This window comes from Streptomyces sp. NPDC005820 (assembly GCF_040630255.1).
Taxonomy (GTDB): Bacteria; Actinomycetota; Actinomycetes; order Streptomycetales; family Streptomycetaceae; genus Streptomyces.
Genome location: NZ_JBEXXE010000020.1, coordinates 14518 through 41509 on the forward strand (window position 1 = coordinate 14518; position 26992 = coordinate 41509).

The window sequence follows — 26992 nt, forward strand, 5'->3', positions numbered from 1 at the left end:
GACCAGGGGTCGTGGTCGGCGTCGATCAGCAGGCTCTTGACGCGGTCGATATCCGGGAATTCAGCGGTCATGCGTTCGACCCTAATCAGTAGTCCAGATCCAGGTAATCAATGTAGTTGATTACCACGTCCGAAAGTCCCATAGCGCAACCCCCATCGTCCTGGAAATACATGCCTTTAAGAGGTCGTTCTGCTGCGATGTGGATCATGGCTTCGGAGCGGGCGGGCCGGGTTTCGTAGTCGCGGGCCAGGCGGCGGTGGCGCATGAGCCAGTCGTAGGTCCGCTCGACCACCCACCGCTTCGGGATCGGGTGAACCCCCTGGTCCCGGGCTTGCGTTGAGTGATTTCCATGTCGATGCCGAGGCCGGCGGCGTGCTCGACGAGGTGTCGGCGGTAGCCGCCGTCGACCCATACCTTGCGGATGCGGGGATGTTCGGCGGCGACCTGGTCCAGAAGCTGGGAGCCGGCGATGGAGTCCTGCACGCTCGCCTCGGTGAGCAGCACGGTGAGGAGAAGGCCCATCGTGTCGGTGGCGATGCTCCGCTTCCTCCCCTCGATCCTCTTCCCGGCGTCGATGCCCTGGCCGGAGGCAAGCACGCTGACGGAGGTTTTCAAGCTCTGCGCGTCGATCACGCAGGCCGACGGTTCGTCCTCCCGCCCTTCCTTCCGCCGTAAGAGTTGCCTGAGCAGGCCGTTGAGCTGCGCGAACACGCCTTCCTGCTGCCACCTGACGAAGTAGCCCCAGACCGTGTTCCAGTGCGGGAAGTCGTGCGGAAGGTAGCGCCACTGAACCCCGGTACGGTCCACGTACAAGATCGCATCCATGATGTCGCGCAGGTCGTGTTCCGGCGGCCGACCGAAGTCCAGGGCCCGGGCGCGGCGCTCGCAGGCGGCCGAGCAGGCGTAGCCGCGGATGTGGCCGGTGAGCAGGGCGCGGGAGCGTTCCTTCTCCCACCGCCCCGGATCACGGGTGAAGGGCTGCTCGTGCTGCGCGGCCGCGGCCGGCGGCGGTGTGTGGAACGGGTGCGTCACGAGGTACTTCCTTCCGGCCCCCCGGCCCCGACCAGAGCGGCCGCCACGAGAGCCGACCATCGGTCACGATCAGGCAACGCAGCCGTCGAACTGCCGTGGTCGGGCCCATGGTCGGGCCGACCACGGGCCTCCGCCCGGTTGGGCAGTCGCAGCGAGATCCCGATTGCGCAGCTGCCCCGGACGGTGGCTGCGCAACGGGGCTGCGCAACCGGCCGAGGATCCTGCGCAGTCGCCGTGCGCGATGCGGCTGCGCAGTCGGTACGGGGGGCTTGCGATCTTGTCGATGCGCAGGTGCGGGTGCCACACCGCGCAAGTGCCGATCGTGGCCCGGGCGGCGTGTGGCTGCGCATCGGTTCGCGGGCTCCGGTGGCCGCACAGCGGTCACGGAAATCTCACCGAGTTCATTCAACACAGGCGTGGTCATTCCCGGTGAGACGCTGACGTTGGGCGCAAACATCTGGAACTCGATCAGCAACTACGATTCGTCAAGCGGGACCTATCTGGACGTTGGACGTGACGGCCCAGGTCCACGTCACCTGGCAGCTGTCCGGCTGCGGGTCGAACGTCACCATCGACGACGGCCAGGTCGTGACGCCCCTCCTCGGACTGCTGCTTCTTCGAGGCGCCGGGCTGCGGCGCCCACCTGTTGATCGGAGTCGTGGCGCCGGACGACCCAGTACCCGTATCCGCATCGCTGCCACTGCTCGTACCAGCGTCGATACGGCTCCCCGGCCTCGTCGAGCCGGGCGAGCGCATCGGAGGGGTTGTGCAGGCAGGTCACGGGATCATCGTGGATCGCGAAGATCACATCGACATCGGCTTCGGTCGGACGCCGTAACGACAGCGGGGCCGTCTGCAACTCATCAGCCGCCGGTTCCGGTCTCTCACGTGAAGATCGTAGAGCCGGGTCAGGCCGCCCCGGCGGGGTATTCGGTCCAACTGCGGATCGAAGAGTCGGGCGCGAAGGCGGTCTTCGGATCGGCGCGGGCGTCGCGCCGGCGGACGTAGGCGACGATAGCGGCGTTCTGCTCGGTGTGGCTGCGGTGGTCGGTGCCGTTGAGCGCGCATTGCGCAGCGCCGCGAACTCCGCTTCGATCCGGTTCAGCCACGAGCCGTAGGTCGGAAGGAAGACCAGCTGGCTTCGTTGTCAGCGGTCCATGTCCGCACCTCGGCATGCTTGTGCAGGGAGCCTGATGCCCCGCAAGGGCAAGGCATGGGACCGGTGAGGCGCCCGTGCAGACTGCGGGCCACGGGTGTTCAGCCCGGTGGGCAGGAAGCGGGCCAGGAAGACGCTCGCAACCGTCGACGTGGCCGGGTCGGCCTTGAAGCGCCAGTCGAGGGTGGTGCGCGACGACAGCATGCCGGCGGGAAAGGTGATGCCCGGACGGTAGCGATGCGCGTCGACGGTCAGGCGGTACTACTCGGCCTGGCGGATGCGGAGGGAGAAAGTGTCGTCGGAAGAGTCCCAGCAGGTCAGGGTCTGCTTCTCGACGGTTGCGCCTCCCTCGGAGAGCGCCACCGTCTCCTTCGTCGGGTCCGCCCCGGTGGTGCCGATGTCGGGGTCGCCGGTCGGGGCGTACCGGATCACGCTGCCGTCGGAGAGGTAGGCGTCGACGTCCTCCTGCGTGCATGCGGTAGCGGGACGCCCCAGGGGTCACTCGTCGTTCACCCAGCGCATGAGCCGCTGTAGCGGGTAGAAGCCGTCGTGGGAGAGGCCCGGTGGCATGCCGCCCGCCCCGCCGAGGGACACCACGCGCTGGACGCCGGCGCAGGCGAGAGCGTCGCGCAGGTGCGCCTTGCGGGCGTCGGGGTACACGCCGACCGTCTGCGTGGCGACCCCGGCGTGCGCGACGGCGTCGGTCAGCGCGGGAACCGGGACGACGTTGACGATCTTTCCGTCGGGGTGGAAGTCCACCGGTTCCGGGGAGCGGATGACCAGACCGGTGCCGTCGTAACCGCCCCACACCCGGTAGTCGGGCGTGAGGGAGCGCAGCACGTCGATCTCCTCGCGCAGTTCCGAGGCGACCCGCGGGCCGCGCTCCGAGCTGAACTCCCTTGCCACGCCGAGGCGTTCGCACAGCAGGGCGGCATAGCGGTCGGCGTCCTCGGGTGATCCCTCGACGAACTGGAAGCGGCTGGCCACACACGCCTGCTGGTTGAAGAAGGTGGCGTCGGCGGCTCCCGCCTCCGCGGCCTCGGCCAGGCTCTCGGGGGACGCGAAGGCCTCACGGCCGATCAGCGAGATGGAGGTCTTCGGGTCGAAGGAGACCAGCTCGAAGCCCGGGCCGACGTAGCGCAGCGCCCCTCGGATCGTGCCCTCGCCGCCCCAGGCGACCAGCTTGTCGAAGAACTGGGGGCGGAACAGCACGCTCTCCACCGCCTCGTCGCCGCCGCGCCAGTATGCGGCGGAGAACGAGCGCACCACGGGGTGGCCAGGGGCCGCAGAGGCCATCGTGCGCAGTATCGCGGTCGCCGTGAACAGGTCGTTCGAGGGCAGCTTCAGCAGGTTGACACCCTTGGTGAGGGCGCCGCGCACCACCGACATCGCGGCGACACCGGGGGCGTTGCCGGCGATGATGTGCACCAGGCGTGGCGGGTAGGCGCGGGTGGCCGCGATCCGGCCCTCGGGCAGGCTCACCTCGCGCCAGCCGTCGAGCACGTCGGCGCCGCCGAGTTCGTGGTCGATCTGGGCGTGCAGGGCGGGGCGTCGGAAGCTGCGCCACAGCACGCCGTAGGCGCGTTCGAGGACCTCGGCGGGGAGAGGGCTGACGGCTGTCATCCGCTCCAGGGCTTCGGCGAGGAGGCCTTCCCGGTCCGCTTTGAGGGCGTCGCCGGTCGCCACGAGCAGGTCGACGATCTCGGCGGTGGGTGTCTGGAAGGCGGGGCCCGGTTCGGTGCGGGGCCATACGAGGCGGTCCAGGTCGAGGGCCGGTGCGGTGAAGGAGGCTCCGGGGCGGCCGTGGGCGACGTGCGGGGCTTCGTCGACCTCGCCACGGATGACGTGGACCACGGCCACCGGGGCCGGCGCGGCGCTGTCGAGGGTCGTGCCGCTCATCCGTGGATCATCCCTCGCACATAGGAGTCGAGTGTGGCCGCGCAGGTGATCTTGTCGTCGCCGCCGAGGTCGCCGTAGCGCTGGATGTCCGGCAGGACCGCTGGTCCCGACCGGCCGCAGTCGCAGGGCGAGAAGTCCACGAAGACCCGGTCGCCGCTGATCAGTCCGCCCCAGCGGCCTTCCAGGGAGACGTCCAGGAAGGCGAACCGGCCTTCCACGACGCCTTGTTCGGGGTTGAGCAGGGTTTCGCCCTGCTGGTCGAGGATCAGCGGGATCACCCACGGCGGCACGTGGTAGCGGCCCTTCTCGCAGGCGAGGCAGGAGCCCTGGAGTTCCGTCATGCCGTAGCTGCGTACTCGCCGTACGCCGTCGTAGAAGGCGGCGAACTGCTGCTGGTAGTCCTCGGGCAGGGCGCGGCCCTTGTTGCCGCCGCCGCTGAGCACCAACGTGTCCGGGTGCAGGCCGCCGTCCGGGACGCCGCGGGCGCGCAGGGCCTGGATCAGGGCGAACTGCTGGTTGTTCATGCCGGCGATGAGCAGCGGTTCGTCGCGGTGGGCGGCGATGTCGTCGACGATCGCACTCACGGCCGCGTCCATCTCCGCCTCGCAGGCCTCGGAGGCGGTCTCGTGGGAGCTGATCTCCTGCGGGGTGGCGGTGCCCTCGGCGATCCTGCGGCGCAGCAGGGCGCTGCTCATCAGGTCCGACACCCGCAGCGGGTCGTCGGTGAGCAGTCGGGTCTCGCCGGGGCGGGCGAAGACCTCGGCGTGCCACCGGAAGCCGTCGATGGAGCGCATCGGGCCGCTCGCGGGGGCGAGCACGTAACCGCGGCGGGTGGGCTTCGGCGGCAGGGGGTCGGGCCAGCAGGTGAGGTGCTCCAGGATGTCGTGCAGGAAACTCAGGTCGTCGGCCGCGCAGTTGAGGAAGGAGACCTTTCCGGAGGTGCCGCTGGTGATGTACGGGCGGTGGCCGGCGGCCGTGATCCGCTCGGTCCACTCGTCGATGTCGCGCACGCCGTCGACGTCGACCTCCCCGGGTTCGACCGTGGAGACGGTCGTGTACCAGCGCAGCAGCCGGTCCCATCGGCCGGCGGTGATGAGGGAGACGGGGTAGGACTTGTAGCTGGTGTGCGAGAAGAGCAGGGGGACGAGGTCGCCGAGGGCCATGACCTCGCCGACGCCGGTCTCCTCCGCGCGGGTGCGCAGCAGCGGGATGCGTTCGCGGTGGGCGGCGAAGGCCTCCCGCGCCGCTTCGATCTGCAACTCCCGTATGTCTGCAGCCGGTTGGTCGAAGGTGTCTCCGGACAGGACCAGGGATCGGATCTGCGCGCGTGCGCCGGACACGGCACCCACCTCAATCGGTTGCATAGGTTGTCTTTTCCGCAGTCGTCCGTGCGGTCAGGTACGACGACTCGAGCACGTCGAGGTCGCCGCGGAGTTCTGCCGGGGTGCCGGTCATGGCGACGCGGCCGCGGTGCAGGACGTACACGCGGTCGGCGATGTCCAGCACCCTGCGCACGTGCTGTTCCACCAGCAGCGCCCCGAGGCCCCGGTCGGCCGCCCGCCGCACCGCGCACAGCAGACGGTCGACGACGAGGGGGGCGAGCCCGAGGGACAGCTCGTCCGCGAGCAGCAGCCGGGGCGAGCGGCTCAGCGCGCGGGCCAGCGACAGCATCTGCTGCTCGCCGCCCGAGAGCATGCACGCGCCGGTCTTCAGGCGTTTCTCCAGTTCGGGGAAGAGTGCCAGGGCCTGCTCGGGCGCGACCCGGCCGACCCGGAGGTTGTCCGCGGTGTCCAGGCCGGTGAAGACAGCCCGCTCCCCGACGTAGGCCAGGCCCTGGCGTGCGCGGCGGTGCAGTGGTGCCCGGGCGATGCTTCCCAGCCAGCGCACCTCGCCGCCCATCGGGGCGAGTTCCCCGGACAGCGCCCGCAACGTGGTGGTCTTGCCGGCGCCGTTGGGCCCCAGCAGGGCGACGACCTCGCCGGGGCGTACCTCCAGGTCGAGGTCCCGCAGGACGGGCCGGCTGCCGTAGCCGGTGCTGAGGGCACGGGCTTCGATCAAGGGCTCGGTGTCGTGCACGGACGTTCCCCTTCGGTCAGCCGGCCGGGGTGGCCGTCAGCACCTTCCGGACGTCGACGAAGGTCGACCCCGCCTTCGCCCATTCGATCTGTCCGTTGCGGATGGTCAGTTCGGTGGCGGTCGTGTTGTGGATGCGGTCGAGGCCCTTGATCGGCAGGGCTGTCGAGGTGTTCCAAGTCAGCGCGGGGGTCAGACCGCCGGTGTCGATCCCGGAGGTGGTGTTCAGCTCCTGCACCAGGGCCTTGGCCGAGATCGCGGAAAGCCGCTCGGCCGCCTCGGTGAAGACCTTGAACGCCACCCAGGTCGTCTCGTTGGCGCCGTTGGTGGTGTCGATGTCCTTGTCGCCCTTGGCGGCCGCGAGGAAGTCCTTCCAGGCCGGGTCGGAGGCAGGCGGGTAGTAGCCGGTGATCGCCGCACCCTCCAGCGGACCGCTGCTTCCGCCGGTACTGGCGGCCAGCTGCGGGGTGAGGTTGCCGACGACGCTGCCGAGCTTCGTCTTCGCGCCGGACTGGACGTACGACTTCACGAACAGGCCCGACGCGGTGCCCAGGATGACGCTCACGCAGTCGCTGCCCTTGGTGGCGGCAGCGACCTGCGGGGCGAGGTCGGTGGCGGTGAGCGGCACCTTGATGTCCTTGGGCACGGCGCCCCCGGCGGAGGTGGCCCCGAGGGTGAGGAACTGCGAGACGATCGCGGCCGCCGCCAGGTCGTACCGGACGCCGGCGATCTTCTTGCAGCCCTCCTGCACCAGTTGCCGGCCGTGCGCCGCGAACACCGCCGGGGTGCCTCCGTTGACCGGGAAGGACAGCGGGTTGGAGAACTCCGCGGCCGAGACGCCGGTTCCGCCGAGGTAGGGGATGCCGGCCTTCTGCAGGATCGGCATGTAGCGGTCGCCCGCGAGGCTGTACGACCCCACGACCGCGACCACCTTGTCGGCCACCGCCTGCTGGGCGCACTTCTCGGCCTCGTCGGGGTCGTTCTTCTCGTTGCAGGTCAGCACTTTCAGCGGGCCGCCCTTGATCCCGCCGTTGGCGTTGATCCACTTCTCGTAGGCCTGGGCGGTGAGCCGCACCCCCGGCTGGGCGCTGCCCTGGGTGTCCTCCGGGTTCCAGACCATCACCTTGACCGGCGCGCCCTTCAGGGAGGTCTGGGTCGAGCTGCCGGACGCCTTGCCCCCGCAGCCTGCCGCCAGCAGGGCTGCGGTCACCGCGAGACAGGTCACTGCGGCACTTCTGCGTCGGTGTGAGTCGTTCATGGCCCCTCCGCGGGCTCGTCGTCGAGTTGGCGAACAGCATGGGGTGCGTTTTCGGGTTAGTGAAGTACTCTCGGCACAATTATTTAAATAAATGCGCTATCTGGCTGACCTCCGGGAGGTTCCCCCGATGGACGACATCCTGCGTTTCGCCCTGCTCGGCCTGGGGCTCGGCGCTCTGTACGCACTCACCGCGCACGGCATCGTGCTGGTCTACCGGGGCTCCGGTGTCCTGAACCTCGCGCACGGCGCGATCGGCATGGCGGGCGCCTACGTGCAGTGGGAGCTCGCCGTCAACCACGGCATGCCGTACTGGCCGGCCGTCGCGTGCGGGGTGCTCACCTCGGCGCTGCTGGGCGTGCTCACCCATCTGCTGGTGTTGCGGCCGCTGCGCCGGGCCTCCACCCTGGCCCGGCTGGTCGGCACACTCGCGGTGTTCATCGTGCTCACCGCCGTCGCCGTCAAACGCTACGGCGACAGCCTTCAACTGGTGCCCGGCAAGCTGCCGACCCGGCTGCTGACGATCGCCGGGGCCACGATCTCCGAGGACCGTGTCTGGCTGCTGGGCATCGCCGTCGCCGTCACCGTCCTCCTCCATCTCCTCTACCGGCGAACCCTGTTCGGCCTGGGCACCACCGCCGTCGCCGAGAACGAGCACGCCGCGGCCTCGCTCGGCTGGTCGCCCGACGTGATCGCCACCGGCAACTGGGCCCTCGGCTCGGCGCTCGCGGGACTGACCGGAATCCTGATCGTGCCGGTCATCGGCCTGTCGGTCTCCGGGCTGACCACCCTCCTGCTGAGCGCGCTGGCCGCCGCCCTGGTCGGCAGGTTCTCCTCGTTCCCCGTCACACTGGCGGGCGGTCTGGTCATCGGCCTGGTGCAGTCCGAGCTCACCCGTTTCGGCTCCGGCGTCACGGGACTCGCCTCGTCGGTGCCGTTCCTGTTCATCGCCCTGGTGCTGGTGGCACGGGGCCGGGCGCTGCCCCTGCGCGGCACCTTCCTGGACCGGCTGCCGGCGCTGGGCAGCGGCACGGTGCGTCCCCTGCCGCTCGCGTTCGCCGCCGCGGTCGGGCTGGTCCTGGTCGGCGTGTCCACACCGCTGTGGGCCGACGCGATCACCAGCACCCTGGTGCTCTCGCTGATCATCCTGTCGATCGTCGTGGTCACCGGGTACGCGGGCCAGGTCTCGCTCGCGGCCTACGCCCTCGCCGGCACCGGCGCCTTCATCGCCGGGCACGCGGCGGCGGACTGGGGCTGGCCGTTCGAACTCGCCCTGCTGGCAGGTGTGTTGGGCACGGTGCCGATCGGCCTGTTGTTCGCCCTCCCGGCGGTCCGCACCCGTGGCGTCAACCTGGCCATCATCACGCTCGGCCTCGGCACCACGCTGGAGACGATGGTCTTCCAGAACACCGGCCTGTCGACGACCCCGGGCAGCGACGGCATCGCGGTGGGACACCAGACTCTCTTCGGGATCAGCATCTCGGGCGTCGACCACCCGCAGCGCTACGCCGCCGTGGTGCTGGTGCTGTTCGTCGCCGCCACGCTCGTGGTCGCCAACGTACGACGCGGCAGGACCGGCCGCCGGCTCGTCGCCGTACGGGCCAACGAGCGGGCCGCCGCCGCGCTCGGCATCGACGTCCGCGCGGCCAAGCTCTACGCCTTCGGCCTGTCCGCGGCCATCGCCGCCCTCGCCGGTGTGCTCACCGGCTTCCGCTCCACCTCGGTGGTCTTCTCCGACTTCGCGAGCTTCGACTCCATCACCGCGCTCGGACTGGCCGTCATCGGCGGTGTGGGCTTCCTCGTGGGACCGCTGTTCGGGGCGATGTTCGCCGTGGGCACGGTCGGCGCGCGCCTCGGGGACTGGGTGCTGCCCGGGCTGAGCGCGTGGATGCCGCTGATCGGCGGGGTCGTCCTGGTGCTCACACTGGTGGGCAACCAGGACGGCATCGGCAAGGACGCCGGCAGACCTGCGGCGCGCGTCCGCAACCGCCTTCCTCGCAAGGACACGACGGAGGCGGGCGAGGGCGAGCCCGCCGCCGTGGCGGACGTCTCCCGCGCCGCGCCGATCGCGCTCCACGTCCGGGACCTGACCGTGCGCTACGGCGGTGTCGTCGCCGTCGACGGACTCTCGCTGGATGTCGAGCCGGGCCGGATCGTCGGGCTCATCGGGCCCAACGGCGCCGGCAAGACCTCCGCCATCGACGCCGTCACCGGCTTCACCCGGGCCGTGTCCGGCAGCGTGCGCCTCGCCGAGCGGGACGTGACCCGGCTGCCGGTGCACCGGCGGGCAACGGCCGGGCTGAGCCGGTCCTTCCAGTCGCTTGAGCTGTTCGAGGACATGACCGTCCGGGACAACCTCTCCGCGGCCTGCGAGCGGCCCGGCCCGTGGGCCTACGTCACGGACCTGATCCGCCCCGGCAGCCGTCCGCTCCCCGGCCATGTGCTTGTCGCGGTACGGGAGTTCGGGCTCCAGGACAGCCTCGACCGGCCGGTGGCGGAGTTGTCGTACGGGGAGCGGCGGCTGCTGGCCATCGCCCGCGCGGTGGCGGCCTCGCCGTCCGTGCTGCTCCTCGACGAGCCGGCCGCCGGGCTGTCCGACGACGAGACGCGGGAACTGGCCCACCTGGTACGGCGGCTGGCCGAGGACTGGGGCATGGGGGTGCTGCTCGTCGAGCACGACGTCGACATGGTCATGAGCGTCTGCGACGAGGTCGTGGTGCTGGACTTCGGCCGTAGGATCTGTGCCGGCACGCCGGCGGAGGTGCTCCGGGATCCGGCGGTGCGGGCGGCCTACCTGGGCGACCTGGAGCCGGAGGCGCTCGCGTGACGAGGGCCTCCGGCGACGGCCCGGGCGTCAGGCGTCCCGCAGGTCGGCGACGTACGGCTGGTGGGAGAGCAGCCCGCCGTCCACGCGCAGGGTGTGCCCGGTGATGAAGGAGGACTCGTCTGACGCGAGGAAGACGACCGCCGCGGCGACGTCCTCCGGCCGGCCCAGGCGCGGGGTGAGGTGGTGGCGCAGCATCGCCTCACGGATCGCGCCGTGGGCCGAACCGGCGCTCGCGGGCGTGACGATGAACCCGGGCGCGATGGCGTTGCAGCGCACGCCCTGCTTGCCGTACTGGGTGGCGACGTACTGGGTGAGGTTGATCAGCGCGGCCTTCGAGGCACCGTAGGCGGGGTTGCGCAGATCCCCCGAGAGGCCGGAACCGGACGAGGTGTTGATGACGGAACCGCCGCCCCGGGCGATCATGTGCGGGACGGCGGCCTGGATCGCGACCATGGTGCCGCGCAGGTTGATCCGCATCGTGTCGTCCCACACCGACGGGTCGGCCTCGGCGACGGCGAGGTCATGGCGGGCGGCCAGTCGGGTGGCGGCCGCGTTGTTGTGCAGCACGTCGAGGCCGCCGTAGGTGTCGACCGCCGCGGCCACCATGGCCCGCACGCTGTCGACGTCACCGAGGTCGACCGGGACCGCCGTCGCTGACCCGCCGGCGGCGCGGATCTCCTCCGTCACCGCCTGCGCGCCGTCGAGGTCCAGGTCGGCGACCACCGTGTGCGCGCCCTCGGCCGCCACCCGACGTGCCGAGGCGGCGCCGATGCCCGACGCCGCCCCGGTCACGACGGCGACCTTGCCGTCGAGTCGTCCCATGTCCCGAACCGCCTTTCCTACTCGGTGAGTTCACTGCCGACGATGGACACGAAGGAGACGCATTCGCCGGGCCCGCCGCCCAGGTTGTGGGTGAGGGCCAGCGAGCGCCCCTGGGCCACGGACGGCACCGTGCGCTCCGGCGGTGCCTCGCCCCGCAGTTGCAGCCACGCCTCGAACATCATCCGGAGGCCGGAGGCGCCGATGGGGTGGCCGAAGGCCTTGAGGCCGCCGTCCGGGTTGACCGGAAGTGAGCCGTCGAGGTCGAAGGCCCCGCTGCTGACGTCCTTCCACGCCTGTCCGCGTGCGGAGAAGCCGAGGTCCTCCATCAGTACCAGCTCCGTGGGGGTGAAGCAGTCGTGGACCTCGGCGAGCGCGAGTTCGGTGCGCGGGTCGGTCACGCCCGCCTGCCGGTAGGCCTCCTGGGCCGAGGCGACGACCTCGGGGAAGGTGGTGAAGTCGTACTCGGGGTCGAGGAGCCCGTCCGCGGGGCCGGCGACGAAGGACAGCGCCTTCACGAAGATGGGCTTGTCGGTGTAGCGGTAGGCATCCTCGGCGCGTACGACGATCGCCGCCGCCGAGCCGTCCGAGACGCCGGAGCAGTCGAACACGCCGAGCATGCCCGCGACGATCGGGGCCGAGCGGATGCGGTCCAGCGGCACCTCCTTGCGGAACTGCGCGCGGGGGTTGCGGGCGCCGTTGACGTGGTTCTTCCAGGCGATGCGGGTGATGACGTCCTTCAACTCCTCTTCCGCCAGGCCGTACTTGGCGGCGTAGGCGGGGGCGAGGAGGGAGAAGTTGGCGGGCGCGGTGATCTCACCGCGGCTGTCGTCGCCCGCGCCCGGGATCGCGGTGCCGGACAGCCCGGACATGCCGGAGTCCTTGAGCTTCTCCACGCCGACCGCCATGGCCACGTCGTAGGCGCCGGAGGCGACGGCGTAGCAGGCGTTGCGCAGGGCCTCGGAGCCGGTGGCGCACATGTTCTCGACGCGGGTGACCGGCTTGTCCGGCAGGCGCAGGGCGCGGCTCAGGGTCAGTCCGGAGACGCCGGAGGCCTGGGTGCCGAACCAGAACGCGTCGATGTCGTCGAGGGTGACCCCGGCCGAGGTCACCGCCTCCCCCACCGCGTCGACCAGCAGGTCGTCGGCCGACCGGGTCCAGTGCTCGCCGAAGGGCGTGCAGCCCATGCCGACGATGGCGACCCGGTCCCGGATTCCGTGTGAGCTCATCCCTGTGTCTCCTCGGTCTCGCCGGTGCGCACCGGGCGGGCCTTCCAGAAGTAGTTGTGGATGCCGGACGCCGTGACCGTGCGCCGGAAGGTCATCTCCACCCGGGCTCCGATGAGGGCGTCGGCCTCGGTGGCGTCGGTGAGCTGGCAGCGGAAGCGGCCGCCGCCGTCGTAGTCGACGACCACGACGAGCATCGGCGGGCTGGGCGTGTGGGCCAGCCGGTCGACGGTGAACGTGGCGACCGTGCCGCGTACGTGTTCCATCGGCTCGTCGGCCATGGCGTCGACGCTGTGGCAGCCGGCGCACACCCGGTCCGGCGGTAGATGCCGGGTGCCGCACTTCTCGCAACGGGTTGCGACGAAGCCGTACTTCCAGGCGGTGCGGCGGTGCGCGGGCGGGGCGTAGGGCGGCTCGGGGTCCGGGCGGCGGGGTGGTTCGCGGTCGAGCAGGCCGCGCCAGGAGAGGTAGGTGGCGTACGGCATCGGGGCGCTGCCCGCGGTGATCTGCGCGGCGACCGGGCGGGCGCTGCGGTGGGCCGGGAGCGCGTCAGTGGTGCGCAGCAGCAGGACTCCGGCGCCGTCGCCGAGCACGACGAGGGCGACGATCTCGCCGGGCGCCGCGCGGTCGAGGACGTCGGCGAGGAGGAGGCCGGGCTGGGCGGTGCCGGCGTTGCCGATGGCCTCGGTGAGGTCCGGAACCGCCACCTCGGGGCGGGTGCCGGCGGTCCGCCGTACCGTCGCGCAGGCGCGCGCGTGCAGGCCGGAGACGACAAGGTGGTCGACGGCTCTGCGGTCCAGTCCGGCCTGGTCGAGGGCGGCGGTCAGGGCCTTGTCGGCGAGGGAGACGTAGATCTCCTCGGCGAAGCGTTCCTCCCAGACGCGGGAGGCGGGGGCGCCCGGCAGGCGCCAGCGGTCGAGGAGTTCGTCGCTGACGGTGTCGTGGGCCAGCAGCTCGGCGAGGACGGGCGCTCCGTTGCGGTGGCCGCCGAAGACGAAGGCCGCCGCGCCGTCGCCGCCCATGACCTCCTCGCCGCCGCCGGGCAGGCCGGTGCGCAGGTCGGACAGGACTGCCAGGGTGGGGATCGGGGAGCGGGCGGCGGTGACCAGCGCGCCGAGGCCGGAGCGGACCGAGCCGGCCATGTCGGCGGCGAGGACGTGTTCGTCGAGGCGGAGCGCGGCGTGCACGGCGGTCGCGTTGGTCTTGTCGAGGTAGGCGGGCGCCGCGGTGGCGAGGAAGAGCTGGCCGATGCGGGCGCGCAGTCCGTCGCGGGCCAGGGCGGTGCGGGCCGCCTCGACCGCCATGGACGTGGTGTCCTCGTCGTAGCCCGCGACCGCGCGGGTGCCGCGGCCGGGCGCCGTCCCGAGGGTGGCGGCGACATCGGCGCGGGCCAGGCGGTGGTACGGCACATGGGCGCCGTAAGCGATCAGTCCGGCCATGTCAGCGTCCTCCAGTGGCGTCGGCGGTGCGTTCGAAGATGGCTGCCAGGCCCTGGCCGCCGCCGAGGCACATGGTCTCCAGGCCGTAGCGGGCCTGGCGGCGGTCGAGTTCGCGCAGCAGGGTGGCGAGGATGCGGCCGCCGGTGGCGCCGACGGGGTGGCCCAGGGAGATGCCGGAGCCGTTGACGTTCAGCCGCTCGAAGTCCGTCTCGGTCAGGGCCCATGCGCGGGTGCAGGCGAGGACCTGCGCGGCGAAGGCCTCGTTGAGTTCGATCAGGTCCATGTCGGCGAGCTTCAGACCCGCGCGCTCCAGGGCCCGGGCCGTGGCGGGTACGGGTCCGATGCCCATTGTCTCGGGCGGCACGCCGACGACGGCCCAGGAGACCAGGCGGCCCAACGGGCGCAGGCCGAGTTCGGCGGCGCGTTCGGGGTGGGTCACCACACAGAGCGCGGCGCCGTCGTTCTGGCCACTCGCGTTACCGGCCGTGACGGTGGCCTCCGGGTCCTGGCGGCCGAGCACCGGTCGCAGCCCGGCGAGCTTCTCCAACGAGGAGTCGGCGCGCGGGTGTTCGTCGGTGTCGACCACCGTCTCGCCCCTCCGGGTCCGCACGGTGACCGGCACGATCTCGTCGGTGAACCGGCCCTCCCGCTGGGCGGCGGCGGCCTTCTGGTGCGAGCGCAGGGCCAGTTCGTCCTGTTCCTCGCGCGGGATGCCGTACTCGCGGCGCAGGTTCTCGGCGGTCTCCAGCATCCCGCCGGGGACCGGGTGGTTGACGCCGCCGGAGGTGACCCGGCCGCGTGCCAGCCGGTCGTGCAGGGTGGTGCCGGCTCCGCGCACGCCCCAGCGGACGTCGGTGGTGTAGAACTCGGCGCGGCTCATGGACTCGACTCCCCCGGCGAGCACGAGGTCGCTCGCGCCCGTCTGGACCTGCATGGCGGCGGTGACGACCGCCTGCAGTCCGGAGCCGCAGCGGCGGTCGATCTGGAGTCCGGGCACCTCCACGGGGAGTCCGGCGTCCAGCGCCGCCACGCGACCGATGGCCGGGGCCTCGCCGTTGGGGTAGCACTGGCCCAGGAGCACGTCGTCGACGGCCGTGGGCGGGATTCGGGTGCGGTCCAGGAGGGCCCGGACGACGGTGGCGGCGAGTTCGGCCGCGGTGACGTCGCGGAAGGCTCCGCCGTAGCCGCCGACCGGGGTCCGGATCGGTTCGCAGATCACCGCGTCACGCATCGGTCATGCCTTTCGTCAGCGGGTTCGGCGGGCTCACATGTACCGGCCGCCGGTCACCTCGACCACGGCCCCGGTGATGTAGCTCGCCATGTCGGAGGCGAGGAAGAGGACGGTCTGGGCGACCTCGGCAGGTTCGCCCGCGCGGCCCAGGGGGATCTCGGCGAGCTTCGCGTCCCAGGCCGCCCGGGGCATCGCCTCGGTCATGGCGGTACGGATCAGGCCGGGCTGTACGGCGTTGACGCGCACGCCTGCCTTGGCCAGCTCCTTGGCGGACGCCTTGGTCAGGCCGACCAGGCCGGCCTTGGCGGCGCTGTAGTTGGTCTGGCCGAAGTTGCCGACCTTGCCGGCGATGGAGGAGATGTTGACGATGCTGCCGCCCTCCCCTTGTGCGCGCATGGCTTCGGCGGCGTACCGGGTGCCGTTCCAGGCGCCGGTGAGATGGACGTCGAGGACGGCGCGGAAGTCGGCGAGGGGCATCTTGCGCAGGGTCGCGTCCCTGGTGATGCCGGCGTTGTTGACCATGACGCCGAGCGGGCCGAAGGTGGCGGTGCAATGGCCCACGAGGGCGGCGACCTCGTCCTCGTCGGTGACGTCACAGCGCACCGAGGTGGCGGCCACGCCCTGGTCGGCGAGGCGTTTCGCGGCGTCGGCCGCGGCGCCCTCGTCGATGTCGCCGAGGACGACACGCGCGCCCGCGGCGCCGAGTACACCGGCGATCTCGAAGCCGATGCCCTGTGCGCCGCCGGTGATCACCGCGTTCCGGCCGTCCAGCAGTCCCATGTCAGCCCCGCTTCCGACTCGAACCTCTTCGTTCTCTTCCGCGTTAAATAGATAACCTATTATGCTGAAACAATCAATACAGCGATCAGCTGTGCGGGCAGCGCCGGACGAGGAGTGCACGCAGGTGGACATCAGTTATCCCCCGGAGACGGAGACCTTCCGCGCCGAGGTCAGAGCCTTCCTCGACGCGTCGCTGCCGGTCGGCTGGAGCGGCGTCGGCGCCCTGGACGAGGAGGCCGCCTGGGCCTTCGCCCGCGACTGGCGCCGACGGCTCGTCGAGCGCGGCTATCTGTCCCTGACCTGGCCCGAGGAGTACGGCGGCCGTGGCCTGTCCAAGCTGCACCAGGTCGTGCTGATGGAGGAACTCGCCCTGATGGGAGTGCCGTTCGGGCTGCCGCAGGACACCTTCGGCGTGAAGATGCTGGCGAACACCCTGCTGCGCTGGGGCACCGAGGAGCAGAAGAGGCGTCTCCTGCCCCGCATCCTCAGTGGCGAGGACACCTGGTGCCAGGGGTACTCCGAGCCCGACGCGGGCTCGGATCTGGCGTCCCTCAAGACCCGGGCCGTACGCGACGATGGGGGCACCTCCCGCTCGAGCGGAGCCGAGAGTGGGGGAGAATGGGTGATCGACGGCCAGAAGGTGTGGACCTCCGGCGCCCACCACAGCGACTGGATCTTCGTCCTGGCGCGGACGAACCCCGGGGCCTCCAAGCACCGGGGCATCTCCTTCCTCCTCGTACCGCTCGACCAACCCGGCGTAGAGGTGCGGCCGTTCCGCATGATGAGCGGGCAGCTGCACTTCAACGAGGTCTTCTTCGACGGCGCCCGCACCCGCGCCGACCTCGTGGTCGGCGGCGTCGACAACGGCTGGACGGTCGCCCAGAGCCTGCTGGGCGTCGAGCGCGGGGAGGAGGCGGCGACCAACCCGATCCTGTTCCGGGCCGAGGTGGAGCGCCTCGTGGAACTCGCGCGACAGTACGGCAAGGACCGGGACCCGGTCGTCCGGCAGCGGATCGCGTGGTGCTGGTCCAAGGTCGAGATCATGCGCTGCCTCGGCTACCGGATCCTCACCGGCTGGCTCAAGGGCGCGGAGCCGGGTCCCGAGTCCTCGATCGCCAAGCTGTACTGGAGCGAGTACCACACCGAGGTCACCGATCTGGCGATGGACATCATGGGCCTGCACGGCCAGGTGCCGGTCGGCCGGCCGCCCCTGCGCACGTACCGAGCCGACGACCCCGGCGCGGCGAACTCCTCCGCGTCCTGGTCGACGACGTACCTGATCGCCCGCTCGGGCACGATCTACGCGGGCACCTCGCAGGTGCAGCGGAACATCCTCGCGGAGAAGGTGCTGGGGCTGCCGCGCGAGCCCCGGCTCACGAATCCTTAAGACCCCTCGAAGACGCCGAGCTCCGGGACCGGACGTGGACCGGGGCCCGGGGTCCAGCCCGCGTCGATCTTGCGCAGGCCGACGCCGTCCGGCGCCCAGACGTGGCAGCTGTTCAGCACCCAGGCGGTGGCGCGCGGGTCGTGGGAGGCCGGGCCGCCCGCGCGGTTGCGGGCCGAGATGGCGGCCTGGACGACGGCCGGCCCGAGCGCGCGGGTCAGTTCGTACAGGTGGGTGCAGCCGGACACGCCCCGGAACCGCTCCTGGATGGCCCGGTTGTACCCGCCGGCCACGCTGAGCCCGACCAGACCGTCGAAGGCGGGCGCGATCCGCGGGCACTCGGCGTGCGGGAAGTCCTTCATGCCGGCCTCGGCCGCCACGACCACCATGTCCGCGAGCCGCACCCGCACCGCCAGCACCATGCGGTGAACGGTGCCGCCCGGCGGCCGCTCCCAGGGCCGCTCGTCGCTCAGTTCCGCCTCGACCGAGATCTCGCCGTCACCCTCCTCGAAGGCGGTGACGGTGATCGTGCGGCGGTGCAGCGGCAGGTCGGTACGGGTCATGACGAGGTCCCCTCCAGCTGCGGCGCGTCCTCCCCCAGGGCAGGGAAGGCCGGTGGGCGGCGCTCGATGAAGCTGAGCACGCCCTCCCGGTAGTCCGGGGCGCGCTTGGCCACCGCCAGCAGCTCCGCCGCCCTCTCGCTGCTCTCAGGGAAGGTCCGCGCCTGGTCGTCGGCGAGCTGCCGCTTGATGAGGGACATCGCGTAGGGGCTCGCCGAGCGGGCCAGTGCGGTGGCGTAGGCGAGGGCCTCGGGGAGCAGTTCGTCCGGCTCGACCAGGCGGTTGACCAGACCCATCGACAGGGCCTCCGGTCCGGTGATCCGCCGCGAGGACAGCAGCAGGTCGGCGGCGTTGCCGTGGCCCACGAGCCGGGGCAGGATCCAGGACACCCCGTCCTCGGCCACCAGTCCGCGGGCGCTGAAGGCGGCGGCGAACTTGGCCTGCGGCACGGCGAACCGGACGTCGCACATCACCGCCTGGTTGAACCCAATGCCCGCGCAGGCACCGTTGACGGCCGCCACCACGGGCTTGGGGAGGGTCATGGGGCGGGTGCGCGGGGGCAGCTGTCCGGTGGGCCACGGCCGGGCTCCGGAGGAGGCGCCGTCCAGCACGCTCATGTCCATCCCGGGGCAGAAGCCGCGTCCGGCGCCGGTCAGCACCACCGCCCGCACCCGCCGGTCCGTCTCCGCCCGGTGGAACAGCTCGTTGTAGAGCAGCTCCATCTCCAGCGTCCAGGCGTTGTGCCGTTCCGGCCGGTTCAGGGTGAGGATCATGACCCCGTCGTCGGTGAGTTCGGTGAGGATCACCGGGGTCGCCTTCTCGGTCATCGAGGTCACTCCCACGGGCCGGGTGCCAGACTTAATAGATAGATGAATCATCTATAACTCAAGAAGCAGCGCCGGCGCCAGACCCGGGCCCGCGAAGACATGATCAATCATCTGTTGACCTGGTACCCTCGATGCACTAAGACGATTCATTTTGCTATATGAGGAGCCCACCGTGGCCGAGGCAGCCCGCGCACGTGAAACGGCGGCCGTGCCCGCCCCCGCCCGCAGCCGCGTCGGACGCCAGGTGCGGGTACCGAAGACCGCCGAACTGGTCGCCGCCCACCTGCGCCGCCAGATCGTCCGGGGCGAACTGAAGCCGGGTGACGCACTGCCCCCCGAGTCGGGACTGATGGAGCAGTTCGGCATCTCACGGCCGACCCTGCGCGAGGCCTTCCGCGTCCTGGAGTCGGAGTCCCTCATCACGGTGCGCCGCGGCGCCCACGGCGGCGCCCGGGTGAGCGCGCCCGACGCGGAGGTCGCCGCCCGCTTCGCCGGCCTGATCCTCGAGTACCGCGGCGCCACGCTGGGCGACCTCTACCGCGCGGCGGCGCTCATCGAGCCGCCCTGCGCCCGCCAGCTCGCCGCCAAGCACAGCGCGGCCGACATCAGTCGGCTGCGGGAGGCGGTGGCCGCCGAGAAGGCGGTCCTGAACGATCCGCTCGCCCTGGTCGAGGCGCAGGACGCCTTCCACGCCCTGCTCGTCGAGCTCACCGGCAACCAGACCCTGATCCTGCTGTGCGGCATGGTGCGCAACATCATCGACCGGGCCAACGCCTCGTACACCGCGGCAGCCACGGACGCCGAGACCCAGAAGGCGCAGGCCCTCAAGGGCCACCGGGCGCACGTGAGGCTGATCGGCCTGATCGAGTCCGGCAAGGCGGACGAGGCGGAGAAGCTCTGGCAGCGGCACATCTCCAGCGCGGACGACGTGGTGAACGCCGCCGGGCCCAAGACGGTACTGGAGCTCATCGACTGACCTGCCGGGCCGCGCGCGGTGAGCCCGTCCGCGAGAACCCCTTGCCTCCGAGAAACAGTTAGATAATTATAGAAGGAGCACTGAATAGGCTGCATTGAACAGAACCTGGGGCCCGGAGGCGACGGCCATGGCCGAACACCGCAAGCGCATCTTCGACTGCGACCAGCACATGTACGAGGAGCGGGACTCCTTCACCCGCTACCTTCCGAAGGAGTTCCTCGGTGCGGCGGTCGCACCGGTGACACTGCCGGACGGGCGGGAGGTGATCCTCGCCGGGGACCGGATCGTCGTGTGTCTGGAGCCCGAGTTCGGGCAGGTCTACCGTCCCGGCTCGCTGAAGGAGATGCTCAAGGCGATGGCCTCGGGCAATCCGGAGGAGACGTACCAGTTCGAGCCGATGCACGAGTCGTACCAGAACCGCGAGTCACGGCTGCGGGTCATGGACGAGCAGGGCCTGGACCAGACGATCATGTATCCGGGCGGCTGGGCCCTGGTGGCCGAGGAGTACGTCAAGGGCGTCGAGCCGCTCTACGCCAACTACCACTCGTTCAACCGCTACATGAACGAGGTCTGGGGCTTCGACCACCTGGGCCGCATCTACGCCCCGGCCCTGCTCTCGCTGCGTGATCTGCCCAGCGCGGTCAAGGAGTTGGAGTACGTCCTGGAGCAGGGCGCCCGCTTCATCCTGCTGCCCACCGGGCCGGTGTACGGCCGCTCGCCGGGCGACCCGTACTTCGACCCGTTCTGGAAGCTGGTCAACGAGGCCAAGGCGAGCGTCTGCTACCACATCAGCGAGTACTACTACAACTCGCAGGTCGCCCCCTCCTGGGGCTTCGACCCGAACCCGATCCACTTCCGGATGTCGGCCTGGCAGTGGCAGAACACCTACGGCCAGCGCCCCATCGAGGAGACACTCTCCGCGCTGATCTTCGACAACCTCTTCGGGCGCTTCCCCGACATCAACATCCTGGTCTCCGAGTTCGGCTCCGAGTGGGTCCCCCACTTCGTGCGCCACATGGACAAGAGCCGGGGCATGGGCCGCAACGGCCCCTGGATCGGCGGGCAGTTGGACGAGCGCCCCAGCCAGGTCTTCCGCAAGCACGTCCGGGTGGTGCCCTATCCCGAGGACGACATCGTGGATGTCGTCCGGCGTCTCGGCCAACACGAGTCCATCGTCATGGGCTCCGACTTCCCGCACGCGGAGGGCCTCGCCGCCCCGGCCGACTTCCGCAAGCTGATCGCGGAGCTCGACGAGTCCGCGCAGGACGACATCATGTTCAACAACGCTCAGCAGCTGATCAGCCGCTGAGCCTCGCAGGACCCCGCCTGGCGGCGGGCCCCCGGTCGGTCGGGCAAGGACCCTAACCGACCAGGCCCGCCGCCAGGTTCGCGATGTCGGCGAGCAGGGCGGTGCCGTGCGGTGAGTGGTCGTAGCCGGCCAGCGGATAGCCGTTGCACAGACAGGCGAAGGACAGGCCCGACTCCGGGTCCATGAAGCCCAGTTGGTAGGCGGCTCCGGCGCTGCCGAAGAGCGCGGGCGAGCCCGCCGAGGGCAGGTTGCTGCCGGCGTCGGGACCGGCCACGGTCACGAACAGCCCCATGCTCGTGCGGCGTCCGCCGCCGCCCCCGTAGATCCGCTCCCCGTGGGGGTGGTCGGTGAACCGGATCCGAGCGCCCTCCGCGACCGCCTCCGGCTTCCACAGGCCCGAGTGGAACAGCGCCTGGAAGAAGAGGGCGACGTCGGCGGCGGTGGCGACCAGAGCGTGACTGGGCTCTCCGGCCGCCAGGACCTTCGGGTCGGACAGGTACCACGGCCCCCAGGGGTCGGGTTCCTGCGCGTCGTCCGTGCGGTCGGTGGCGAGCATCGGGGCCACGGTGCCCGGCTGCCGGTCCACGGGCACCCCCAGCTCGATCGACGACAACCCCAGCGGCTCCGCGATCCGTTCGCGCAGGTAGTCGGCGAAGGCCAGACCCGTACGCCGTTCGACGATCTCGGCGATCAGCCAGGCTGAGGAGGTTAGATGGAACTGGAAGCGGGTGCCGGGCGGGTAGTCGAGTCGCCAGCGTCCGAAGGCGGCCAGCCGCTGCTCCCGGTCCCGCGCCTTGGACGGTCCGAGGGGCGCGAAGGGGAAGCCGGCGGTGTGCGTGAGCACCTGCTCGACCGTCACCGCTGCCTTCCCGTTGGGCGCGAACTCCGGGATGATCGCGGCGACTTGCTCACCGACGTCCAGGAGCCCGTCGCCGATCAGCTTCCACAACACACCGGCGACGATCGACCGTCCGACGGACTGCAGGACGTACCGGGTGCCGGGGTGGGCGTCGCCGTACGTCTCGAAGGCCACCAGCCGCCCGTCGTGGGCGACGGCGACCTGTGCGGACGGCAGGGGGCCGTGCTCGACTTCCCGCCGGATCCGTTCCAGGAGGGAGTCGAGGCGGGTCGGGTCGACGGGGTCAGGCATGTGGTTCTCCTTCGTACGGCTCCCGCAGGTCACGGCGTACGACCTTGCCGTTGGCGTTGCGCGGCAGGTCGTCCACGAACCACCAGCGGACCGGGACCTTGAACCCGGAGAGCCGGGCCCGGGTATGGCTTCTGAGCGCCGCCGGTTCGGGCGGGGCGCCGGGGTCGGCCGGCACGACGAAGGCGACGACCGTCTGACCGAGCCGCTCGTCGGGTACGCCGGTCACCGCCGCGTCCGCCACATCGGGATGCGCGGTCAGGACCGTCTCGACCTCCAGCGGATGGACGTTCTCGCCGCCGCGGATGATCATGTCGGTGCGGCGGCCGAGGAGGTAGAGGTAGCCGTCGTCCGCGATCCGGCCCAGGTCGCCGCTGTGCAGCCAGCCCTCGGCGTCGACGCGGAAGAAATGGTCGGCGCGGGCGTGGATCTCGCCGACACCGTCCGGTCCGGCGCGGTCGACCCTCACCTCGACGCCGGGGGCGGGCCGGCCCACGGAACGCAGCAACTCTGCCTGCCCCGCCACCGCTTCCCGATGGTCCTCGGGAGTGAGCACGCTGATCGGCGAACCCTCCGTCTGCCCGAACATGTTGAGCATGCGGACGCCGGGCATCGCCTCGTACGTCCGCCGCAGCGCGCCGGGACGCACGGGCGCACCCCCGTACTGGAGGGTCCGCAGGCTCGGGTGCCGTGCCTCGCCTGCGGCCAGCAGGGTCTCCAGCATCGCCGGGACCATGCTGGTGTGCGTGGTGCCGAGGTCCCGCAACAGGGTCCAGCCCTCGACGCTGAAGCGGGGCAGGCCGGTGATCAGCGCGCCGGCGGCGAGCGCGACGGCGATGTTGCCGAGGCCCGCGATGTGGTGGAAGGGCGCGCTGCCGCCGTAGAAGCTGTCGGGGTCGAGCCCGCACAGCCTCCCGTTGACGCGGGCCCGGGCGGCCAGCCGCCGCTGAGTCATGGGGACGGGTTTGGGCAGGCCGGTGGTGCCGGAGGTGTGGAGTGCGGCGGCGAGTTGGTCTCGGCCGGCCGTCAACGCCCTTACTGTGCTGCGTAGTTCGGGGACGATGGCGACTCGTCGGCCGGACAGCTCGGCGACCTGTCCGGCGAGGTCGCCGAACTCGGGCTGCGCCAGCAGGGTCCGCGCCGGCATCCCCTTGACCACGGCGGCGATCTCGTGCGCGGTCATCCGGACACCGAGCGGCGCGAGCGGGTGCCCGGAACCGGCCCCGCCGATCACCAGCGCGAGGGCATCGGCGGAGGTGGCGACCAGGGCCGGGACGGCAGCCCCGGGCTCCAGACCGAGCGAGTCCAGCCAGTCGGCCGCACCCCCGGCCCGATCGAGAAGCTCGCGCCCGCTCCAGCTCAGGTCGCCGAAACGGGTGGCGGGGCGGTCGTGATCGTAGGCACGGCTCACCATGGCGGTCCAGGTGGCCTCCTGCCCGGACTGCTGCGCAGTGGTCACCGGGTCAGGGCTCCAGGCGGACCGCCGCGGTGCCGGTGACCACCTCGACGCCGTGCTGGTTGACCGTGCGCAGGGAGAAGTGGGCGACCGGGGCGACCGGTGTGTCCTCGATCGACTCGACGGTGGCCGTGGCGGTCAGGGTGTCGCCGGGCCAGACCTGCGCCTTGAAGCGCACGCCGTAGCGCAGCAGCGACTCGGGGCCGACCCAGTCGGTCAGGATCCGGCCGGTCATGCCCATCGTGAGCATGCCGTGCGCGAAGACACCGGGATATCCCGCGGCCTCGACGGCGAACCGCTCGTCGGTGTGCAGGGGGTTGAAGTCCCCTGAGGCCCCCGCGTACTGCACGATCCGGGTCCGCTTCAGATCCTCGACAAGGACGCTCTCCCGCGTCTCGCCGACCTTGATGTCACTGCTGCTCAGGCTCATCGGGCATCCTTCGGGGTGGCGGGGCCCTCGGGCACGACGGCCACGGTCACGGCGCTGACGACCGGCCGGCCGTCGGCGTCCCGGTACTCGGTGACGCGCTCGCTGAACAGCAGCCGGCCTCTGCGGCCCTGCTTCTCCCAGTTGCGCCCCGGGACGGTGTGCGCGTACAGCGTCTCGCCGGCGCGCACCGGGCGGTGGTACTCGAAGTGCTGCTCGGCGTGCAGCCCGCCGCCGCCCTCGGCCATCACACCGGGGCAGCCGCCGGAGCCGAACCACTCCTCGTCCGGCCTCGGCCGCAGGTGGTAGTCGGGGTCGTAGTGCGCGCTCGCCATGGTGAAGGTGGGCGGGGCGAGGGCCGACTCACCTTGATACGCGGGGTGTTCGTCGCCGATGGCGCGGGCGAACATCATGATGTGCCCGGCCTCGACGGGGAACGGCTGCCCTGTCATCCTCGAAAACCTCCTCGGTCAGTACGGCAGGAACGCGTCGCGGGTGGCCTCGTCCGGGTCGAAGTCCGGCGGCAGACCCTCGAACTTCGGCTCCCGCTTCTCCATGAAGCTCGCCACGCCCTCCCGGAAGTCGGGCGAGCCCGCGAAGAACTCCATGGCGGAGTAGGAGCGGGCCAGCGCGTCGGTGAAGGTGCGGTCCAGGTCGCCGTACACCTGGTGGCGTACGACGGCCATGGCGCGCGGGGAGCAGTTCCGGGCGATCTCCCGGGCGTAGGCGCGGGCGGCGTCCAGCAGGTCCTCGGGTTCGACGACCCGGCTGACGAGGCCGAGGGCCTTGGCCTCGTCGGCGTCGAAGACCCGGCCGGACAGCAGCAGGTCGAGGGCGTTCTCCAGCCCGATCACCCGCGGCAGAACGTACGGCAGGTTGTACTCGCCGGCCAGGCCGCGCCGGGTGAAGGCGGTGGTGAAGCGGGCCCCGCGGGCGGCGAAGCGGACGTCGCAGATCAGTGCCTGGACCAGTCCGATGCCCGCGCAGGCGCCGTTGACGGCGGCGATCAGCGGCTTGGGCAGGGTGCGCCTGCTGTACATGGGGACACGGGCCTGGAGGTTGAGGGACTGGCCCGGCTGGGCGTTCTGTTCCAGGCGTTGTACGTCCATGCCGGGGCAGAAGGCCTTGCCCGCGCCGGTGACGATCACGACCCGGACGGCCGGGTCGTGCGCGGCCTCGTCGAGGAGCGCGAAGAAACGGCGCTCCATGGGGATGCTCCAGGCGTTCCTGCGTTCGGGCCGGTTGAGGGTGACGGTGGCGACACCGTCCTCGTCGACCTCGTACAGCACCAGGTCGTCCTGGGCGGGCTCCTCGGTCATGCGGTCACTCCTCCGTCAGGGAGTCGATGGGGTCGATCGGGTCGCCGACGCCGGGCCGCTCCCCGGAGATGGTCACCACCACCTGGCCCCGCGCGCACAGGCGCCCGTCGGTCAGTACGTCGACGTCGGCGAAGTGCAGCCTGCGGCCGCGCCGCACGCAGCGGGCGTGGGCGACGGCCTCCTGGCCGCGCGCGGGGGCGAGGTACTGCACGGACATCGAGACGGTGCTGAGCCGGCTCCCGTGGGTGAAGTCGTGTCCGGCGATGACGGCTCCGGCACCGGCGGTGTCGATGAGCGCCGAGATGACCCCGCCGTGGAAGACGTCCTCGTGGGCGGAGAGGGACTCGGCGTAGGGCAGCACGATCTCCACGGCCTCCGCGTCCCAGCGGGTCACCCGGATGCGGCAGAACCGGTTGAAGGCGACCCCGCGCTCCCAGCGGGCCCGGAACCACACCCGGCGTTCGCGCTGTTCCTGTTCGGTGAGGGTCCTCGCCGCGACGGTCATCAGCCCGCCCTCCGGTCTCGGCCGATCGGCCGATCCATATAGTTACATGATTTGGATAGTTGAGCAATCAAGCGGGGTATCACTCCAGCCGCCAGATGTATTATTTATATAACTCATTGGCTGTCTGTGAACAGAGGGAGACCTCGATGCCGTCGACCGCCCTGGCCGGGATCCGTGTCCTGGACCTGTCCCGCATCCTCGCCGCTCCCCTGGCCACCCAGCTGCTGGCCGACCTGGGCGCGGAGGTGATCAAGGTCGAACGGCCCGGTACGGGCGACGACTCCCGCACGTACGGACCGCCGTTCGCCCCCGGCACGGACACCGCCGCCTTCTACCTCTCCTGCAACCGCAACAAGCGGTCGGTCACCGTCAACCACGCCACCGCCGAGGGGCAGGAGGTGATCCGTGCCCTCGCCGCCCGGTCGGACGTGCTGGTCGAGAACTTCCGCACGGGCACGCTGGCGAAGTACGGCCTCGACCAGGAGAGCCTGCGGGAGCTGAACCCCCGGCTCGTCTACCTCTCGGTGACGGGCTTCGGCCAGACCGGTCCCTACGCCGAACGCCCGGGCTACGACGGCATCTTCCAGGCCATGTCCGGGATGATGAGCGTCTCCGGGCACCCCGACGAGCCGATGAAGGTCGGCGTCAGCATGGTCGACATCCTCACCGGCCTGTACGCCGCGACGGCCGTGCTGGCGGCCCTGCGGCACCGGGACGCCACCGGTGAGGGCCAGTTCATCGACCTCTCCCTGCTGGACTGCGGACTGGCCTCGCTCTCCCACTTCGCGATGAACTACCTGGTCTCCGGTGAGGTACCGGCCCGGCGCGGCAACGGCGGGTACGGCGGCATCCCGTCCCAGGCGTTCCAGTGCGCCGACAAGCCGCTCTTCCTGGTGGCCGGCAACGACAAGCAGTTCGCCGCCTTCTGCGCGGCCGCCGACCGCACCGACCTGCTCCAGGACCCCCGGTTCGCCACCACGCCGGCACGCATCGCCCACCGCGAGGAGATCCTGCCGGTGCTGGAGGCGGTCATGCGCACCCGGACCCGGGACGAGTGGCTGGCCGTGCTCGACGAACACGACGTCCCCGCAGGGCCGTTCAACGAGATGCCCGAGGTCTTCGCCGACCCGCAGATTCGGCACCGGGAGATGCTGGTCGAGGTCGAGGACGCGGTGTCGGGCCGGCTGCCGCTGCTCGCCAATCCGATCCGGCTCGGGGCGACGCCGGTCGAGGGGTACACCCCGCCGCCGGCGCTGGGCGAGCACACCACCGAAGTGCTGTCGGAGATAGCCGGATTGACGGAGGATCACATCCGCGGACTGCGCGGTCGGGGCGTCGTCTGACG

Annotated in this window: 25 protein-coding genes and 1 pseudogene; 5 read left to right on the plus strand and 21 right to left on the minus strand. The window is 71.1% G+C overall.

The annotated features are described in order from the left end of the window. Positions 1 to 85: 85 nt before the first annotated feature. The 8 genes and pseudogenes from ABZ464_RS24450 to ABZ464_RS24485 form a co-directional block, all read right to left on the minus strand. Positions 86 to 412, minus strand: a complete 327-nt coding sequence (locus tag ABZ464_RS24450; RefSeq protein ID WP_359279778.1) for a transposase — start codon at positions 410 to 412, stop codon at positions 86 to 88. Then, positions 391 to 1092, minus strand: a pseudogene (locus tag ABZ464_RS24455) (IS5 family transposase); the annotation flags it as partial. The pseudogene ABZ464_RS24455 and the gene ABZ464_RS24450, both read right to left, overlap by 22 nt. An 848-nt stretch (positions 1093 to 1940) precedes the next feature. Next, the gene (locus ABZ464_RS24460) at positions 1941 to 2141 is read right to left on the minus strand and encodes a hypothetical protein (protein WP_359279779.1); all 201 of its coding nucleotides are present in this window, start codon (positions 2139 to 2141) and stop codon (positions 1941 to 1943) included. A 308-nt stretch (positions 2142 to 2449) separates the two neighbouring features. Continuing rightward, positions 2450 to 2620, minus strand: coding sequence for a hypothetical protein (locus ABZ464_RS24465; RefSeq protein ID WP_359279780.1), 171 nt, complete (start codon positions 2618 to 2620; stop codon positions 2450 to 2452). Positions 2621 to 2686: 66 nt separating this feature from the next. After that, positions 2687 to 4087 (minus strand): acyl-CoA reductase, encoded by a 1401-nt coding sequence (locus ABZ464_RS24470; protein ID WP_359279781.1) that lies wholly within the window; start codon positions 4085 to 4087, stop codon positions 2687 to 2689. After that, entirely contained in the window at positions 4084 to 5427 is a 1344-nt protein-coding gene (locus ABZ464_RS24475) for a hypothetical protein (RefSeq protein ID WP_359279782.1), read from the minus strand. Before ABZ464_RS24475 ends, ABZ464_RS24470 begins: the two co-directional genes overlap by 4 nt. Before the next feature lie 10 nt (positions 5428 to 5437). Beyond that, positions 5438 to 6163, minus strand: a complete 726-nt coding sequence (locus ABZ464_RS24480) for an ABC transporter ATP-binding protein (protein ID WP_359279784.1) — start codon at positions 6161 to 6163, stop codon at positions 5438 to 5440. Between the two features lie 16 nt (positions 6164 to 6179). Continuing rightward, positions 6180 to 7418, minus strand: a complete 1239-nt coding sequence (locus tag ABZ464_RS24485; protein ID WP_359279786.1) for an ABC transporter substrate-binding protein — start codon at positions 7416 to 7418, stop codon at positions 6180 to 6182. A 127-nt stretch (positions 7419 to 7545) separates the two neighbouring features. Between ABZ464_RS24485 and ABZ464_RS24490 the strand changes: the two genes are divergently transcribed. Further along, positions 7546 to 10242 carry a branched-chain amino acid ABC transporter permease/ATP-binding protein gene (locus tag ABZ464_RS24490; RefSeq protein WP_359279787.1) on the plus strand — a complete coding sequence of 899 codons (2697 nt, stop codon included), beginning with the start codon at positions 7546 to 7548 and terminating at the stop codon, positions 10240 to 10242. A 27-nt stretch (positions 10243 to 10269) separates the two neighbouring features. Here the strand turns inward: ABZ464_RS24490 and ABZ464_RS24495 are convergent, their stop codons facing one another. Genes ABZ464_RS24495 through fabG form a run of 5 tightly spaced genes read right to left on the minus strand, consistent with a single transcriptional unit; the run spans position 10270 to position 15737 of the window. Next, a complete protein-coding gene (locus ABZ464_RS24495) occupies positions 10270 to 11064 on the minus strand; it encodes a glucose 1-dehydrogenase (protein WP_359279788.1) in 795 nt (264 codons plus the stop codon). A 17-nt stretch (positions 11065 to 11081) separates the two neighbouring features. Next, entirely contained in the window at positions 11082 to 12290 is a 1209-nt protein-coding gene (locus ABZ464_RS24500) for an acetyl-CoA acetyltransferase (RefSeq protein WP_359279790.1), read from the minus strand. Then, a complete protein-coding gene (locus ABZ464_RS24505) occupies positions 12287 to 13726 on the minus strand; it encodes an OB-fold domain-containing protein (RefSeq protein WP_359279791.1) in 1440 nt (479 codons plus the stop codon). Before ABZ464_RS24505 ends, ABZ464_RS24500 begins: the two co-directional genes overlap by 4 nt. A 1-nt stretch (position 13727) precedes the next feature. Further along, entirely contained in the window at positions 13728 to 14957 is a 1230-nt protein-coding gene (locus ABZ464_RS24510) for an acetyl-CoA C-acetyltransferase (protein WP_359279793.1), read from the minus strand. Between the two features lie 33 nt (positions 14958 to 14990). Beyond that, a complete protein-coding gene (gene fabG / locus ABZ464_RS24515; protein WP_359279795.1) occupies positions 14991 to 15737 on the minus strand; it encodes a 3-oxoacyl-ACP reductase FabG in 747 nt (248 codons plus the stop codon). 124 nt (positions 15738 to 15861) lie between these two features. Here fabG and ABZ464_RS24520 point away from each other — a divergent pair, with 124 nt between their 5' ends. After that, a complete protein-coding gene (locus tag ABZ464_RS24520; RefSeq protein ID WP_359279796.1) occupies positions 15862 to 17124 on the plus strand; it encodes an acyl-CoA dehydrogenase family protein in 1263 nt (420 codons plus the stop codon). Here the strand turns inward: ABZ464_RS24520 and ABZ464_RS24525 are convergent. Both ABZ464_RS24525 and ABZ464_RS24530 read right to left on the minus strand, forming a co-directional pair. Further along, entirely contained in the window at positions 17121 to 17684 is a 564-nt protein-coding gene (locus tag ABZ464_RS24525) for a DUF2889 domain-containing protein (protein ID WP_359279798.1), read from the minus strand. The genes ABZ464_RS24520 and ABZ464_RS24525 overlap by 4 nt on opposite strands. Next, a complete protein-coding gene (locus ABZ464_RS24530) occupies positions 17681 to 18508 on the minus strand; it encodes an enoyl-CoA hydratase-related protein (RefSeq protein ID WP_359279800.1) in 828 nt (275 codons plus the stop codon). Before ABZ464_RS24530 ends, ABZ464_RS24525 begins: the two co-directional genes overlap by 4 nt. A 172-nt stretch (positions 18509 to 18680) precedes the next feature. On the opposite strand from ABZ464_RS24530, the gene ABZ464_RS24535 reads away from it, so the two are divergent. Beyond that, positions 18681 to 19484, plus strand: coding sequence for a GntR family transcriptional regulator (locus tag ABZ464_RS24535; protein ID WP_359279802.1), 804 nt, complete (start codon positions 18681 to 18683; stop codon positions 19482 to 19484). A gap of 127 nt (positions 19485 to 19611) precedes the next feature. Next, positions 19612 to 20793, plus strand: a complete 1182-nt coding sequence (locus ABZ464_RS24540; RefSeq protein ID WP_359279804.1) for an amidohydrolase family protein — start codon at positions 19612 to 19614, stop codon at positions 20791 to 20793. A gap of 52 nt (positions 20794 to 20845) precedes the next feature. Here the strand turns inward: ABZ464_RS24540 and ABZ464_RS24545 are convergent, their stop codons facing one another. From ABZ464_RS24545 to ABZ464_RS24570, 6 genes are read right to left on the minus strand one after another with little or no spacing between them, the layout of a single operon-like run. Then, positions 20846 to 21943 (minus strand): serine hydrolase domain-containing protein, encoded by a 1098-nt coding sequence (locus ABZ464_RS24545; protein ID WP_359279806.1) that lies wholly within the window; start codon positions 21941 to 21943, stop codon positions 20846 to 20848. Further along, complete coding sequence (locus tag ABZ464_RS24550; RefSeq protein ID WP_359279808.1) at positions 21936 to 23399, minus strand: class I adenylate-forming enzyme family protein; 1464 nt, start codon at positions 23397 to 23399, stop codon at positions 21936 to 21938. The genes ABZ464_RS24545 and ABZ464_RS24550 overlap by 8 nt, the downstream gene beginning before the upstream one ends. Before the next feature lie 4 nt (positions 23400 to 23403). After that, the gene (locus tag ABZ464_RS24555; protein ID WP_359279809.1) at positions 23404 to 23826 is read right to left on the minus strand and encodes a MaoC/PaaZ C-terminal domain-containing protein; all 423 of its coding nucleotides are present in this window, start codon (positions 23824 to 23826) and stop codon (positions 23404 to 23406) included. Next, a complete protein-coding gene (locus tag ABZ464_RS24560) occupies positions 23823 to 24275 on the minus strand; it encodes a MaoC family dehydratase N-terminal domain-containing protein (RefSeq protein WP_359279811.1) in 453 nt (150 codons plus the stop codon). The genes ABZ464_RS24555 and ABZ464_RS24560 overlap by 4 nt, the downstream gene beginning before the upstream one ends. Before the next feature lie 18 nt (positions 24276 to 24293). Further along, entirely contained in the window at positions 24294 to 25142 is an 849-nt protein-coding gene (locus ABZ464_RS24565; RefSeq protein ID WP_359279813.1) for an enoyl-CoA hydratase-related protein, read from the minus strand. Between the two features lie 4 nt (positions 25143 to 25146). Further along, positions 25147 to 25647 carry a PaaI family thioesterase gene (locus tag ABZ464_RS24570; protein WP_359279815.1) on the minus strand — a complete coding sequence of 167 codons (501 nt, stop codon included), beginning with the start codon at positions 25645 to 25647 and terminating at the stop codon, positions 25147 to 25149. Positions 25648 to 25793: 146 nt separating this feature from the next. On the opposite strand from ABZ464_RS24570, the gene ABZ464_RS24575 reads away from it, so the two are divergent. After that, entirely contained in the window at positions 25794 to 26990 is a 1197-nt protein-coding gene (locus ABZ464_RS24575; protein WP_359279816.1) for a CoA transferase, read from the plus strand. Positions 26991 to 26992 lie beyond the last annotated feature (2 nt).